This is a genomic window from Streptomyces sp. T39, from assembly GCF_008042045.1.
Taxonomy (GTDB): Bacteria; Actinomycetota; Actinomycetes; order Streptomycetales; family Streptomycetaceae; genus Streptomyces.
Genome location: NZ_RDBP01000029.1, coordinates 1 through 13761, shown reverse-complemented (window position 1 = coordinate 13761; position 13761 = coordinate 1). Strand labels below are relative to the sequence as shown.

The window sequence follows — 13761 nt, the reverse complement described above, 5'->3', positions numbered from 1 at the left end:
CGGAACGCCACCCCGTTTCACGGCCCCGCAGGGTCGGTAGGCCATGCCCGCCCCGGACCGTCCCGAACCGGGGCGGGGACATGAGCGGGCCAAGCCCTCTGAACTCGCGGCGGTACCCCGACCGGCTGGGCCCCGCCCAGGGCCGGGTGACACGCAATCAGCCCTCAGGGCACGACTCGACATGGACGCCCGCGCTGGTGAGAACCGCGGTCCGCGCGTTGTCGAAAGCACGGTGCAGACCCTCCAGGGCCTTTGCGACCAGATGGGCGTCGGCCTCGAGGTCACACGAGGGGCGCAGCAGGTCATCCGGCTGCCAGCCCCCTCGCACATAGTCACTGGCACCGTCGTCGTCGAGCAGACGCAGACTGTCCGTCCCCGGCGCCGGCTCCTCGAAACCCGCCCGCGCCAACGCCTCAGCCACAGCAAGGACGAGATCAAACACCACACCGGCACCGTAACCACACGGCCGCGCCCGGAGACGCCGACGACCAGGGGCAGTCCGTTCGCGTCCGACGGGGCGTGCATCTTGGAACCTGCTTTGCCCCGGTCCATGGGGCTCGGACCTGTGAGTTCGCCCCCTTTTTTTTGGCCCGCACGTGCGCGGAGTCAAGCACCGTCCGGGACAGGTCGAGGAGGCCGCACTCATCGATCCGGTCGAGGACCGCCTCGTGAAGTCGGTCCCACACGCCGGCCCTCGACCAGATCATGAACCGACGATGGGCCGTCGACTTCGATATCCCGAAGCACGGCGGCAACGCGCGCCAGGCACAACCGCTGACCAACACATAGACGAGAGCCGCGAACACCGTCTCATCAGGCGTGTCCCGAGTCCCACCGCCCTGCGACCGCACCCTCGACGAAGGGATCAACGGCTTCGCGATGTCCCACAGCCCGTCCGGAACAATCCAACTCCCGCCCCATGAACTGCCCAACGCTCGCCTCACCACGCAGGACACGGTCTGAAGGGCCCGGCCTTCGCCCACCCCGAGCCGGTCCGGACTGGTCCGCCGCCCAACGGGCAGGAGCACCGCACCGGCACCCAGCCGCACCGAAAGAGGCGACACATGACCCTGGAGCACCCGGCCGACCGCGGTGGCAGCAGACGCGGGCCCTTCGAGCGGCTCGCCGAGCGCGCGTCCAACTTCACCAGCAGCCCGGCGTTCTTCGGGATCTGCATGCTCCTGGTCGGCACCGTCATCGGCGTGCACATCGCAAAGGCGCCGCTCACCTGGATGCTGCTCGCCGGCGAGTCCATGACCGCGGTGACTCTCCTCCTGCTGGCGCTGCTGAAGAACAGCGAACGCCGGGCCGAGCATGCCGTGCAGCGCAAACTCGACGCCATCGCCGCCGCTCTGATCGAAACCCAGCACGGCGCCCCCGGCCCGGCCCAGCGCGCCCTGCGCACGGCCATCGGTATCGAGGAGCAGACCTGAGAGAGACCGTGATGGCAGGCCCGCCCGACAGAACGTGCGCTGTCGTGGCGGCCGCCCTGCCCGCGACGCCCGAAAGCCCAGCCTTACGACCTCGTGCGTGATGAGCGTGAGGTCGTGAGAGGTTGTCACAGCAGCGGCTGATGGTGTGACCGTCGGCTCGGATGCTCGTTGCTCTGTTCGCAGGGAAGAGGAACTCGCGTCCGTAGATCCTGTCGGACGAACTGTGCTCGTTGATCGAGCCGTTGTTGCCGGAGCCGGGGCCGAAGTCGGCCGCGGCGCGGCCGAGGGTCCCCGACCGGCAGGCTCTGTGGGGGATCCTGTTCGTGCTGCACACCGGATCCCGTGGGAGTACGTGCCGCGCGGTTGAGTCGGCGAGAGCCTGCCCAGACCGGCTTGCCTCACCCAAACGGGATTTCGCTCACCTGCAGTTCGGAGAAGAGCAAGGTCGGGTCAGGAGCTCGGCTTCGGCTCCGGCATGACCTGCTGGCGGCGGCTCGCCGCCTGGAACGAGGCGGGCGTGTGGGACCGGCTCCACGTCGTCCTGCTGTCGCAGCTGCGGGCGGCGGACCGGCTCGACTGGAACAGGGGGTGATCGGCCCCAGACACGGCGGGCCGCTCGGCGGGGCCCAGAAGCGGCCCCAGCCCGGTCGACCGCGCACGTCCGGGCAGCAAGCACCACGTCCTCGTCGACGGACAGGGCATCCTGCTCGCGGTGTCGCTGACCGGCGGAAACCGCAACGACGTCACACAGTTGCTGCCGCTCCTCGACAAGGTCCCGTCCGTCGCCGGTCTGGCCGGGCGGCCGCGGCGAAGGCCTGACGTAGTGCTCGGCGACCGCGGCTAGGACCACGACCACGACAAGTACCGCCGGCTCGTCCTGCCCTGGGTATCACACCGGTGATCGCCCGCCGCGGCGTCCCGCACGGGTCGGGCCTCGGAGTGCACCGGTGGGTCGCCGGGCGAACCATCGCCTGGCTGCACGGCTGTGGTCGCCTACGAATCCGGTAGGAACGACGCGACGACGTCCACGACGCCCTCCTCGGCCTCGCAGCCAGCCTCATGACCCACCGACACGTTCAGCGCCTTTGTCCAGACCTCCAGCCGTCGATTGATCAAGGAGGCGGCTGCTCGCCGATGTGCATGCCGCTGCCCCACCGTTCTCCCGCACCCCGGGGCCGACTGCTGTCGTGAGCCAGGCCGCCGCGTGCAGCGCGGCGATCCACATCAGGCAGGAGCCGAGCATGTGCACACCGACCAGCAGCTCGGGCAGACCCAGCGCGCTCTGCAGATACCCGACGGCCCCCTGCGCCACCAGCACGGCGAGCAGCAGGCGGGTACGGCGCAAGGTGACGTGTGGTGCGCCGGTGCGGCGCAGGCGTGTGTGGAGGAGTACGGCGAGGATGAGGACGGTCCAGGCGAGGGCGGAGTGGACGCGGGTGACGAGCGTCCAGTCGAGGGGGATGCGGGCGACGTCGCCGGAATCGCCGGCATGCGGGCCTGTGCCGGTGACCACGGTTCCGGCGGCGATCAGCAGCGCACAGGCGGTCAGCAGGGCGCGGGCAAGCGCGCAAGAGGGTTGGTCGCTCACGGCGACGGGCGCGGGTGCGGTACGGCTGCGGGCGAGGTACGCCAGGGTGATCAGGGCGGTGGAGAGCAGGAAGTGCCCGGCGACCGTGTAGGGATTGAGGCCGGTCAGGACGGTGATGCCGCCGAGCAGGGCGTTGGCCACGACGAGGGCGAACTGTCCCCAGCCAAGACGCAGCACATCGGGCCGGGCCGGCTGGGTACAGCGCGCGGCAAGGATGATCCAGCCGACGGCGGCGGCCAGGACGTAGGCGAGCAGGCGGTTGCCGAACTCGATGGCGCCGCGCCAGCCCATGGCCGCGGTGGTGGTCAGGCTGGTGTCGGTGCAGCTCGGCCAGGTGGGGCAGCCCAGTCCAGAACCGGTCAGACGAACGGCGCCGCCGGTGACCACGATCACCACCGCCATCACCAGAGCCGTCGTCGTGGCGCGGCGGACGGTCCGCGGGGGCGGATTCCAGCGTGCGGCTAACCGCGCGAACGGCGCGCGAGCCGGGGATGCAGGAGTGTGCATGGGCTCACGTTAACTTCATGACGTCATTCCTCATGGAGGGGGTTCGCCGGGAGTGCAGCGACGACCGAGGCGGTTGCGGCGTACCGGGGCATGAACGGCTGCGTGGCCATGTGTGAAGCGGCATGCTCCAAAGCGGCCTGGCCGGATCCTAGGCCCCAAAAGGCCTGGCCGGCGGGAGCGCTTCTCGCATGCGGCTGAGGAGTGCCCTGGCTGCCGGAGTGGTGGGGCCGTCCGTCCGCCATGCGAGAGCGATCCGGCCGCGGACACGGGGAGAGGCCAGGGGGAGGGTGCGGATGCCGAGAGCTGCTGCGGCGTCGGGGGGAATCTCCGGGAGGATGGCAATTCCGAGGCCGCGGGCGGCGAAGCGTGTGAGCAGGCTCGGTGCGGCAGCCTCGAACGCGATGCGTGGCTGGAAACCGGCCTGTCGGCAGGCGCGTTCGAGTGCGCTGCGTATGCCGGTGCCGCGTGGAAGGCTGATGAGTGGGCGGTCGGCGAGCGCCGCCAGTGGGAGCACTGTGCGGCCGGGGAGGGACAGCGGATCGTTCGGCGTCATGGCGGCGACCAGTGGAGTGTCGATCACGACCTGGAGGCTGATGCCCGTCGGCGGAGCCTCATCGGTGACGCCGGCGATGGCGAGATCGAGTTCACCGCGACGCAGGGCGGTGATCATGCCTGCGGAGGTGTCCTCGGTGAGGGAGATCTCGACCTGCGGGTGGTCGTCGTGGAAATCGGCGAGCAGGGCGGCCAGGTCGTACTCGTCGGTGGCCGCCCCTGAGACGACGCCGATGGTGACATGGCCTCGGACCAGACCGGTGAACTCGTCCACCGTCTGCCGCATCCCCTCGATGGCCGCCAGTGCTGCCCTCGCGTAGGGGAGGACAGCCCCGCCCGCCTCGGTGGTGGTCACCCTTCGACCGGACCGGTCCAGCAGGGGCTGCCCCAGCTCCTTCTCCATCTGCCGGATCTGGGCACTCACCCCTGGTTGCGCTACATGCAGGCGCGCCGCAGCGCGGGTGAAGTTGCCCTCTTCGACGACCGTGAGGAAGTACTGCAGCTGGCGGAGTTCCATAAGCAGAGATGCTAGTTGCGAGAATTGCTGTCTCTTGGACTTCTGGCCCAGCGCCGGAGACGCTGGTGATCATGGAGAGCGCAGCGGTGGACGTCCGTGCCGAGATCGCGGCCGAGCGGAGTGAACTGGCGGATGTGCTGGACACACTGACCGAGCAGCAGTGGGACGCGCCGACCTTGTGCAAGGGGTGGCGGGTTCGGGACGTCGCCGCACACATGAGCATGGGATTCCGTTATTCGTTCGGCAGCACTGCCCTGGAGCTTGCCCGGTCGGGCGGCAACCTGCACCGGATGACGGACCGGGTCGCGCGCCGTGACGCCTCCGTCCTGATGCCCCATGAACTCGCCACAGCAATGCGGGACAACGCCCATCACCCCTGGAAGCCGCCGGTGGGCGGCCTGGCAACGGCGCTCGGGCACGACGTCGTTCACGGATTGGACATCACCGTCGCGCTACGGCTTGGACGGCAGGTCCCCCCGCAGCGTCTGCGGATCGTGCTGGACACCGTCAGACCGAGCACGCTCCGCTTCTTCCGGGCGCACCTCGACGATGTCGAACTGCGGGCCACCGACCTGGAATGGACGTACGGCGGGGGCACCCGGGTGGCGCGCCCCGCTCAAGAGCTCCTGCTGCTTGCCTACGGGCGCACGCTCCCAGCGGTGGCCGCAGACGACTGACGCCGTTGCGGTCCCCCCCATGCGGACCGCAGCGATGACCGAGGTGAGCCGCTATGGCGTCAAGGACGTCCGCGTGGCACGGCCGCTCGGAGGGCGCGGTGAGCCGACTCACGGAGAAGAGGTGGCGTGATGGAGTACTCGCACAACGACGAGGAGCTGGTGAACCAGCCGATCGGGTACTGGACGTGGGCCGCGAACAAGACTCTCACGGCGTATGTCAGGGGGCGGCTCGCGGCCATCGGAATCACCCAACCTCAGTGGTGGGTGCTGCACCACGTGCTGTTCAGCAAAGCCGGCGCCACGCGGCACGAGGTCATCAGTGCCCACCAGGCCCACCTGGACGTCGGCGCCGGCCTTGCTCCCGACATCGACCTTCTGGAGGAGCGGAAGCTGCTCGTACTGGACGGGACCGGCCGGCTCCAGATCACCGAGGAAGGCAGGGCGCTGCACCGGCGTGCAGGCGAGACGCAGCGCGCCAGCCGGACACAGGTGCACACCGGTATCCCGGACCAGGAATACCTGATCACTCTGAAGGTACTGCAACGCATGCTGCACAACGCGGGTGGAGACGTGTCCCAGGGGTGATGCTCGGCCCGCCCCGCCTGCCGCAACCCCGGGTCGGGCCCGCCCCGGTTCAGTGCCGCTTCGGACAGCGGCGGCGGCACACCTGCCGTCTCGTGGTGCATGTGTCTGCAAGCCTGGCTCTTCGCTGCCCGGCTGGCGGCGTCGCCCGACATCGCAGCGCGCTGGTGGTACGAGCCGAAGACGAACTCCCGGCAGTCGAGCACGGGCGCACAGGAAAACGTTACGGCGCGTCGTACCTGCTCGCGGCGCCCTGCACGGGGCGGATGACCGCCGTGCCGGAGTCGAGGTCCACAGAGCTGGGGGGTGCACCGGATTCGGCGTCGTCCCGGAGAACAAGTCGGCGTTCCCGCTCCTGGTGCACGTGGCGCTGTGACGGATGGAAGAGCTCGCTCCACGCCTCGGCAGTGGATGCCCCGCCACCGCCATGCCTGCGCCGCCGCCAGCCGACCCACGTGAAGAGGAACAGCCATAGGCAAATGACGACACTGCCAGTCGCAAGCAGCAAAGGTTCTCGCCTTCCGGGCACCGATGATTCGTGCTGACAGTCTGCTGACCAGCGGGGCACGACCGCCAGGCCGAGCCAAGCCAATCACTTGGCGGCAAGAGGGGCAGCGCAGGCGCCGGTGTCTCATGAGACACCTCGCAGTCTGAAAAGCTCCACCCGTTCCCGGGGCCCGGACGCTCGCCGAGCATCTGTCGGCGTCGTACGTTGTCGGGGACGTCCTCGCCCACCCCGAGCCGGGCGACGTCCGGGGACGCCCGTGCTCGGAGCGGCCCGGCCGCACCTGGATCGGCGGAGTCGGGCCACCGATCCAGGTGCGGCCGGCCACCGACGACTACGAGACGGCGATGGTCTGGTACGACGCCCGCCAAGGGCAGTGTGTTGAGGGGATCGTGTCAGCGAGCGGGCGGGCCCTACCGGGGCGGCTCCCGCGACTGGCAGACAATGCGCCATTCAACAGTCGATACCTTGTCGTCAGTCGAGGACCTGGTCGTCGTCGGCTGCACCGGCGCGCGGTCACGGCCGCGGGCACGCGCCGTACGCCGCCCGGACGGCCAGGTCGCTCTCTCGCAGCCCCTCACCGGCCCGCTTGCGGCCGCGGCCGTCCCCTACCTCCAGCCGGCCGGTGCCGGGCCACGACGGCCGGACCTGCACCAGCACCCCGGTCGGCTTCCTTGTCGAGGCGCTGGCCGGGACGACCCGGCACGCCGTAGCGACGATCACGCGCGTCCGTTGGAGCGAGAAAACGAGGCCGTGGAGCGTCGAAACCGGGCGGGGCCCCCTCGCGGCACGGCGGAGACCGCCAGGCCCCCGCCGTGCCGCCGTGCCGCGGGGACCAGCGAGGCCGGGACAGGCCGGGACACGACGGACCATGCCCGGTGCCGACCGCCGGGCGGGCCGGCCGGCAACAGGCGTTGCCGAAGGACGAAGGGCGAGGGCGAGCACGCACGCGTACCCGTCACGGGCAGGGGACCCGCGTGACGCCTGCCGGACGCGAACGGCGGCGCCAGGCCCTGGTGCGGCAGCGCGGTGAGCAACAGCGGCTGTCCCGCCCGTTTCCGGGGCCGGAGCGGGGCGTCGCTCGCGTACCAGGACCTGTCGCACTCCCGGGGCAGCGGAAGCGTGACCGCCGTGCACTCAGCCGCAGGTGCCCTCGATGGCCCATGCGTTGTCGATCCCGTCGGTCGTCCCGAGATGGGTCTCGCCCGGCGGGACGCACCTCTTGATGTCGGTCGGCCACCAGTCGATGTCGACCTGGATCTTGACCCACGTGCTGCCGCAGTGTCCGTAGTACGCGTCTGTCTGCGTCTCGTAGTAGCCGCAGGCCTTGACCCCCATCTCTGCGGCGGCTTTCCCCTCGGGCGCGGCGTGGGAACTTCCGGAGAGCGCCGTGCCCGCCAGGAGTACGGCGCCGAACGCGGCCGCGGCAAGGCGGAGCGTGCTTGCGGTTTTCTGCATGGAAGGATTCCTCTTCTTCTGCGAAGACATGCTGTGCCTCTCCATCTCCCCGGACCTGTCGCGGGGCCACACAGGAGACTCCCAGCAATCCATGACCGCACCGCGCGGCGAGTGTGACGGGACCATGACCGTTCCTCACCAGCCGCCGTCACAGCTTCCACCGGACTCGACGAAGCATGCGACACCTGGCACGCCGCCGGCGCCCGCCTCGTCATCATCACCCGGGGCAAGAACGGTGCCCTCGCGTCCCTCGACGGCACACGCGTGACCGTCACGGCCCCGCCCGTCACCGTGGTCGACACCGTCGGCGCCGGAGACTCCTTCACCGCAGGCCTCCTCCACCGCCTTGCCGCACGCGGGCACCTCGGGAGCCGGCTCGACACGCTGACCCCCGACGACATCCACGACGCCTGCGCATTCGCAGCCCGCGTCGCCGCTCTGACCTGCTCCGTCCCCGGCGCCGACCCGCCCTGGGCCGGTCAGATGGAACAGGGCGACGCAGACGGCCTCCCACGTCCAGCAGGATGAGACCCCTGCGGTCGAACAGGACCGCACGTATGCCGTCCGGGGCCGGCTGCTCTCGGCCTGGCGACGACCGCGGGCAACGCCGAGGCCGATCGGCCCGGCCCTGGACCCCGGCCCGGCCCGCGGTGSCACCGCGGGCCGGGCCGGGGGAACACGGCCGGCGCCCGGCCGTACCCCGTCCTCAGGACCCGACCACGTACACCGTTTCCGTCCCTCCGACGGGGCAGCTGCGTGGCTGTTTCGCGGGCCGCGCCTACAGGGGGCGGCGTCCGGCGACGGCTCCGCCCGGGTCGTCGGGGAGGGCGATGCGGGCGGTGATGCTCTTGCCGACGGGCCGGCGTTGCGCTTCGAAGGACTGGGCGACGGTCATCACGATCTCCAGGCCGTGCTGGCCGACGCGCGTGGGGTCCGCTGCGCGGGCCATGGGCAGGATGGGGTCGCTGTCCCAGACGACGACTTCGACCAGGTCGCCGAGGATCCGCAGTTCCAACCGCATCGGGCCCGGGGCGTACTTGCACGCGTTGGTGACCAGCTCGCTGACGACCAGCTGGGTGAGGTCCATCGCACGCTCCGACACCGGCAGTCCGTGTACGGCCTGGACCCGGGTGAGAAAGTCCGCGGCCATACGGCGCGCGGTAGAGATGCAGGAGCCGTCACCGTCCAGAGCGGCGCTGAAGACCGGCTCGCTCGTGCCGACATCGCTGCCGCCGGCCGGCGCAGGTTCTGTATCGTCCATGGCCCCCCACTCTTCTCCCCCGTACACCCGCAACGTACCTCCACAGACGCATCCTCGTCCGTGCGCGGCCGCTCAGCGGGACGAGAGAACCTGACGTCTCGTGGTGCGCTCGCTCACACGCTGCCCCGCCCTGGCCTACGGCCGGCACTCGTCGACGCTCGTACTCTCGCCCGCGGCCCGGCCCCGCTGCCGGTTCAGGGCGACAGCAATAGTGCCACCGGTCGTCGGACGGTGCGATACAGAACGGCACCCGGCCTACGGCTCCGCGCCGTTCCTCCCGGAAGGGCGGCAGACCCTCCCCGTCCGCGCCGACCGCCATTGCCCCCCGTCCAACGGACCGCCCTCGAATCCAGCATGTCTGGGCTCACGGCGCATGTGCCTTCTCATGGTGTGCGTGCGCGAGCTCCGGTACCTCACGGCCGGTCAAGGATTGCCCATTCCTGGCGTTCATGGCACTGGGTGTGCCAGTCTGGACGAACACGAGACTGAGCCGGTGCCGCCAAGGCCCGGCTCCTTTGGGTTTCCGGGTACTGCCCCCGATCCGGGCATCCCGGGACCTGCCATGGTCGTCGGCCGCAGCACAGGGCCGCCTCGTCCGTGGGCTCATCAACCCTCGGGAAGGAGGGTGCCCGCCATGGACATCACTGCCGAGATCCACGGCACCAGCGCGACTTTGACGCCGCACGGCGACATCGACTTCCAGCACCTCGACCAGCTGCGCCACAGCCTGGACCAGCTTCCGTCCACGGTGACCGCAGTGACATGGGATCTGCGCGACACATCCTTCGTCGACGTCGCATGCCTCCACCTCCTCCGCAGCGGGGACGATTCCCCCCGTGAGACCGGCCTCGCCAACCTGCGCCCGCAGCCCCGCAGATTCCTTGCCGTCGCGTGCGAGGTCTTCCCCGACGCGGACTTCCACCGCTACCTGGACGGACCCGGCGCAGCGCACGCCGCGTAGGACCACGGGCAGCTCCGTGGGAGGCACGCGGCCCAGAGGCGCAGTCGGGGCGAGGCGGGGGAAGACAGGCACGTTGCAGGGCGGAACGACCAGGGTCATGCCGTGCGAGGCCACCAGCCCTGCCGCCTTGATTCCTCGGCCATCTGCATCAAAGGGGGTGGACGTGCTGCTGGTCCGTCATCCCGCGGAGCGCGCACAGGTCGCGTGCGCCGCGGGGGCGGAGGGCTCGACGGACGTTCTCCCGGCATCTGATCCCGGACTGGACGACCATGAGGCGCTCGGCCCCCTCGGTGCTCCACCACCCGCCTGCGACAGCTCACGGCGGCACGCGGTGCCGACCCGGCCGGGCAGCACGCCGGTGAGCTGCCGTCGCAGTCCTCATTCCCGGCTCAGCCGCCGTGTGATGGCCTGGAGCAGTTCATCCAGCACCGCCTCCTGCGTCCGCCGCCGAGACCGGGCCAGTGCCACCTGGCTCGGTGAGACCCCGCGGACCGGACGGAACACCACATCCGGGTGGGAGTAGAAGCGGGCCACCGACACCGGGGCCAGCGCCACGCAGCCGCCGGCCACCGCTCCGAGCCACTCGTCGGGACGGCTGGTGACGGCACCGACCCGGACGGGGTGCCCGTCCCGCTCATCCGCGGCCAGCCAGTGTTCCCTCCAAGCTCCGGTCTCCGCTCCGGCCGCGACGAACGGCTCGCCCCACAACTCGCAGAACTCCACCGTCTCGTTGTTCGCCAGCGGATGCCGAGCCGGCAGCAGTACTCCACGCTCCTCGGTGAACAACTCCCGCACCGCGAAGCCTTCCTGCCCCGGGAACGGCAAACGCACCACTGCGGCATCCATCTCCCCTGTGGCCAGGCCAGCGCTCGGGTCCGACCAGTCGACCTGTCGCATCTCCACCTGCCATCCCGGCCGCGTGCGGCGGAACTCGGCGATGACCTCGGGGACGGCGCCCACCGCGCCCGCGTCCAGAAAGCCCAGACGCAGCACCCGCGCCGCCCTGCCGGTCGCCTGCACCGCCTCGTCCCAGCCGTCCAGCAGCGCGGGCACACGCGCGGCGAGTTCTCGACCGGCCTCGGTCAGTGCCATCCCGGACCGCGAACGCGCGAAGAGCCGTACCCCCACATCATCCTCCAGGCGCCGGATCTGCTTGGTCAGCGCGGGCTGCGAGACGAACAGCCTCTTCGCTGCCCCGGTCAGGCTGCCCTCCTCCGCCACTGCGGCGAAGTACCGAAGCAGGCGCGTGTCCACGTCCATGCCACCAGGTTATAGAAGCAGGCATTGGACAGTTGCACGGTGCCTGCGAAAGCTGAAGGCATGACTGCTGCCCGGCTCGCCTTCCTCGTCGTCACCCTGCTCACTGCCGCCGTCAACGTCGGTATCGCCGCCGCGGACCTCGCCCGGGCGCGCTTCGTGCTGGCCAACTCTGCACAGGTGGGTGTCCCTCGCTCCTGGCTCCCCCGGCTGGCGGCCCTCAAGCTCGCTGGTGCGGCAGGCCTCCTCCTCGGCCTCCACGACCTTGCGCTACGCCCTGTCGGCGTGGCCGCGGCCTGCGGTCTCGCTCTGCTCTACCTGGGCGCGATCACCTTCCATCTGCGCGCCCGCGTGCTCCACAACATCGCGTTTCCCGGCTTCTACTTCGCCACTGCGGTCGCCTCGCTGGGCTTGGCCGTGTCCTCCTGATGGCGACACCTCTCGGTATCCGGCGAGCAACTGTCACTCCTGTGAAGCGCTGCGGGGAGCCTTGAGTGACCCGCAGCCATGGAAGGCGGACTGCGAATGGCAACGGATCGGCGGTAGCGCTCTCCCGGGTGCCGCCCGTGCCGGAACTCTTCGTGGGTCGGTCACAAGGGCCGTTGTCAGAGGCGATTGGCAAGATTGCGGCCATGCATGTCACTCCTTCCACGCCGCCACGGCCGATCGACGTTGCCGCGGTCTTTCCCGAACTGGCTCCGCTGGCCCGCACGGCGACCCGCCTGCACCCCCGCCCTGGGACGCCGACCTGGCACGACAGCTCGATCGGCGGGCCGCTGCTGTGGCCCGCCGAGGAGCCGTGGCCACACTGCGAGGAACCGCATGTGGTGGATGGCATCAACCCAGCCCGGTCCCCAGCGGATCTGCGGCTGGAACGACGGATCCTCGCCGCCTCGCAGGGCCGGGACCTGACTCCGGAGGAAAGGGAGACACTCGAGCGGATCCGACCCCCTCGGACGTATCCGGTGAGGCTCGCGGTCCAGGCGTACGACGGCCCCATGGCGATGCTGCCCGTCGCGCAGCTGTACGTACAGGACGTGCCCGATCTGAGCCCGCCGGAGGGCAAGGACCTGCTGCAGGTTCTGTGGTGCCCCTTCGATCATCCGATCATGCCCAGGACCCTGCTCTTCTGGCGTTCGGCAGCCGCCGTCACCGACGTCCTCGACGCGCCCCCCGAGCCGCCCGCGGTGCAGTTCGACGGCTATCTGCCGGATCCGTGCGTGCTCGAACCGGAGCGGATCACCGAGTACCCCGACCATCTGGAGCTGAGCGAAGAACTGCGGGAGCAGCTCAGGCAATGGAGTGTGCCGCAGGCAGCAGAGGAAGACATGGACCCGGACACGTACTACGACTGTGTGCTGTCCAACGCACCCGGCTGGAAGGTCGGCGGCTGGCCCGCTTGGAACTCCACCGACCCCAGCTCGCACACCTGCTCCGAGTGCGGCACCGGCATGGAGGTCCTGATGACGGTCGCCACGTTCGAGGAAGGGGACGACGCCGGGAACAGCTGGTCTCCGCACCCCCACCCAGGCGCCGGACCGTACCCCGGCCACCGCGGCTACAACGCGACCGGTGTCCAGATAGGCAGCGGCTACCGGCAGCACCTGTTCGTCTGCCCGGCGGAGCCCGAGCATCCGCACATCGAGTTGATGACGTAGCCCACCCGGGTCGAGGGACTGACCATGATCGGCTGGGCCGCCCTGCGCGAATACCGCGTGCCCCGTGCGGGGATGCTGTCCGGCAGGGGCGGTGACGAGGACGCGGGGGGCGCATGTTCGACGGCATCAGGAACAGCAGCAGACTCAGGGAGCTGACCTGGCGGTCCTTCTGGGAGGACGTGGGCGAGCCCTTGGTCGACGTCGTGCTGTCCCGCTCGATCTGGGTGGCCGTCGGCAACGCGGGAACCGTCGTCTGCGCCGTCGCCGGGGTGGTGCGGCACTGGTCGGATCCGCTCGTGTTCGCCGACTACCTGCTCGTCCAACTCGCGTGCCTGTTCTGCCAGGCGGTCGCCCTGTTCCCCGTCGTGTCACCGGGACGCAGGGCGACACCGCAGGACGTCAGGGACTACGCCGGCATCCACGAGGGCCTGACGACGACCACGCTCTTCGGCGTCCTTTTCCTCGCCTTCATCCCCGGCGTGGTGCTGCTCCTCCTCTTCGGCGCGGACGCGGACGCGCAGTGGGGCGCCGTGCTGTTCATGGGGACGGCCCTCGTGCTGGCCTGCATCGCGGGCCTGATCGCCGGGGGCGTCGTCTCCGACCGCGTGCGGGCGCGGCGCCGTGCGGCGGGCGGGCACGGCTGGGAGGACGACGACGACGGCACCGCCGGCGGCGATGCGGACACGGCCGGATCCGACGGCGACTGAACGGCGGCAGGCGCCCCGGGGCCGGGGCTCGTCAGGAGCCGGGCCTGCTGCCCGAGGGGTGCGGGCCCGGCAGAGGGGTGTTCCGCAGGGCATGGCGG

At 70.4% G+C, this 13761-nt stretch carries 14 protein-coding genes and 3 pseudogenes; 9 read left to right on the top strand and 8 right to left on the bottom strand.

Going from position 1 to position 13761, the window contains the following annotated elements:
- Positions 1 to 157: 157 nt before the first annotated feature.
- Positions 158 to 445, bottom strand: a complete 288-nt coding sequence (locus EAO77_RS38740; RefSeq protein ID WP_187283343.1) for a hypothetical protein — start codon at positions 443 to 445, stop codon at positions 158 to 160.
- A gap of 29 nt (positions 446 to 474) precedes the next feature.
- Positions 475 to 932 (bottom strand): annotated as a pseudogene (locus EAO77_RS20725) (IS5 family transposase); the annotation flags it as partial.
- Between the two features lie 132 nt (positions 933 to 1064).
- On the opposite strand from EAO77_RS20725, the gene EAO77_RS20720 reads away from it, so the two are divergent.
- Positions 1065 to 1433: a low affinity iron permease family protein gene (locus EAO77_RS20720; protein ID WP_147989791.1), complete on the top strand. Its 369-nt coding sequence runs from the start codon at positions 1065 to 1067 to the stop codon at positions 1431 to 1433.
- Positions 1434 to 1639: 206 nt separating this feature from the next.
- Positions 1640 to 2531 (top strand): annotated as a pseudogene (locus tag EAO77_RS40185) (IS5 family transposase); the annotation flags it as partial.
- On the opposite strand, the gene EAO77_RS20705 reads toward EAO77_RS40185, so the two are convergent.
- Together EAO77_RS20705 and EAO77_RS20700 are read right to left on the bottom strand one after the other, a co-directional pair.
- The gene (locus tag EAO77_RS20705) at positions 2491 to 3528 is read right to left on the bottom strand and encodes a COX15/CtaA family protein (protein WP_147989790.1); all 1038 of its coding nucleotides are present in this window, start codon (positions 3526 to 3528) and stop codon (positions 2491 to 2493) included. The pseudogene EAO77_RS40185 and the gene EAO77_RS20705 overlap by 41 nt on opposite strands.
- 148 nt (positions 3529 to 3676) lie before the next feature.
- Positions 3677 to 4597, bottom strand: a complete 921-nt coding sequence (locus EAO77_RS20700; protein ID WP_147989789.1) for a LysR family transcriptional regulator — start codon at positions 4595 to 4597, stop codon at positions 3677 to 3679.
- Positions 4598 to 4668: 71 nt separating this feature from the next.
- Here EAO77_RS20700 and EAO77_RS20695 point away from each other — a divergent pair, with 71 nt between their 5' ends.
- Both EAO77_RS20695 and EAO77_RS20690 read left to right on the top strand, forming a co-directional pair.
- Entirely contained in the window at positions 4669 to 5274 is a 606-nt protein-coding gene (locus EAO77_RS20695) for a maleylpyruvate isomerase family mycothiol-dependent enzyme (protein ID WP_147989886.1), read from the top strand.
- A gap of 129 nt (positions 5275 to 5403) precedes the next feature.
- Entirely contained in the window at positions 5404 to 5859 is a 456-nt protein-coding gene (locus EAO77_RS20690; protein ID WP_147989788.1) for a MarR family winged helix-turn-helix transcriptional regulator, read from the top strand.
- Between the two features lie 220 nt (positions 5860 to 6079).
- Here EAO77_RS20690 and EAO77_RS39485 read toward each other — a convergent pair whose 3' ends face one another.
- Positions 6080 to 6385 (bottom strand): DUF6191 domain-containing protein, encoded by a 306-nt coding sequence (locus tag EAO77_RS39485; RefSeq protein WP_222723683.1) that lies wholly within the window; start codon positions 6383 to 6385, stop codon positions 6080 to 6082.
- Positions 6386 to 7498: 1113 nt separating this feature from the next.
- Positions 7499 to 7819 carry a DUF6355 family natural product biosynthesis protein gene (locus EAO77_RS20680; RefSeq protein ID WP_147989786.1) on the bottom strand — a complete coding sequence of 107 codons (321 nt, stop codon included), beginning with the start codon at positions 7817 to 7819 and terminating at the stop codon, positions 7499 to 7501.
- A 168-nt stretch (positions 7820 to 7987) separates the two neighbouring features.
- Here EAO77_RS20680 and EAO77_RS20675 point away from each other — a divergent pair.
- Positions 7988 to 8347: pseudogene (locus EAO77_RS20675) on the top strand (PfkB family carbohydrate kinase); the annotation flags it as partial.
- A gap of 250 nt (positions 8348 to 8597) precedes the next feature.
- On the opposite strand, the gene EAO77_RS20670 reads toward EAO77_RS20675, so the two are convergent.
- Complete coding sequence (locus EAO77_RS20670) at positions 8598 to 8969, bottom strand: ATP-binding protein (RefSeq protein WP_261994078.1); 372 nt, start codon at positions 8967 to 8969, stop codon at positions 8598 to 8600.
- Between the two features lie 745 nt (positions 8970 to 9714).
- Between EAO77_RS20670 and EAO77_RS20665 the strand changes: the two genes are divergently transcribed.
- The gene (locus EAO77_RS20665; RefSeq protein WP_147989784.1) at positions 9715 to 10041 is read left to right on the top strand and encodes an STAS domain-containing protein; all 327 of its coding nucleotides are present in this window, start codon (positions 9715 to 9717) and stop codon (positions 10039 to 10041) included.
- A 378-nt stretch (positions 10042 to 10419) separates the two neighbouring features.
- On the opposite strand, the gene EAO77_RS20660 is transcribed toward EAO77_RS20665, so the two are convergent.
- A complete protein-coding gene (locus tag EAO77_RS20660; RefSeq protein WP_147989783.1) occupies positions 10420 to 11301 on the bottom strand; it encodes a LysR family transcriptional regulator in 882 nt (293 codons plus the stop codon).
- Between the two features lie 60 nt (positions 11302 to 11361).
- Between EAO77_RS20660 and EAO77_RS20655 the strand changes: the two genes are divergently transcribed.
- The 3 genes from EAO77_RS20655 to EAO77_RS20645 all read left to right on the top strand — a co-directional run bounded on the left by EAO77_RS20655 (position 11362) and on the right by EAO77_RS20645 (position 13663).
- Positions 11362 to 11727, top strand: coding sequence for a DoxX family protein (locus EAO77_RS20655; protein WP_147989782.1), 366 nt, complete (start codon positions 11362 to 11364; stop codon positions 11725 to 11727).
- 536 nt (positions 11728 to 12263) lie between these two features.
- Positions 12264 to 12956, top strand: coding sequence for a hypothetical protein (locus tag EAO77_RS20650; protein ID WP_315986103.1), 693 nt, complete (start codon positions 12264 to 12266; stop codon positions 12954 to 12956).
- Between the two features lie 113 nt (positions 12957 to 13069).
- Positions 13070 to 13663 carry a hypothetical protein gene (locus EAO77_RS20645; RefSeq protein ID WP_147989780.1) on the top strand — a complete coding sequence of 198 codons (594 nt, stop codon included), beginning with the start codon at positions 13070 to 13072 and terminating at the stop codon, positions 13661 to 13663.
- Positions 13664 to 13761: the final 98 nt, after the last annotated feature.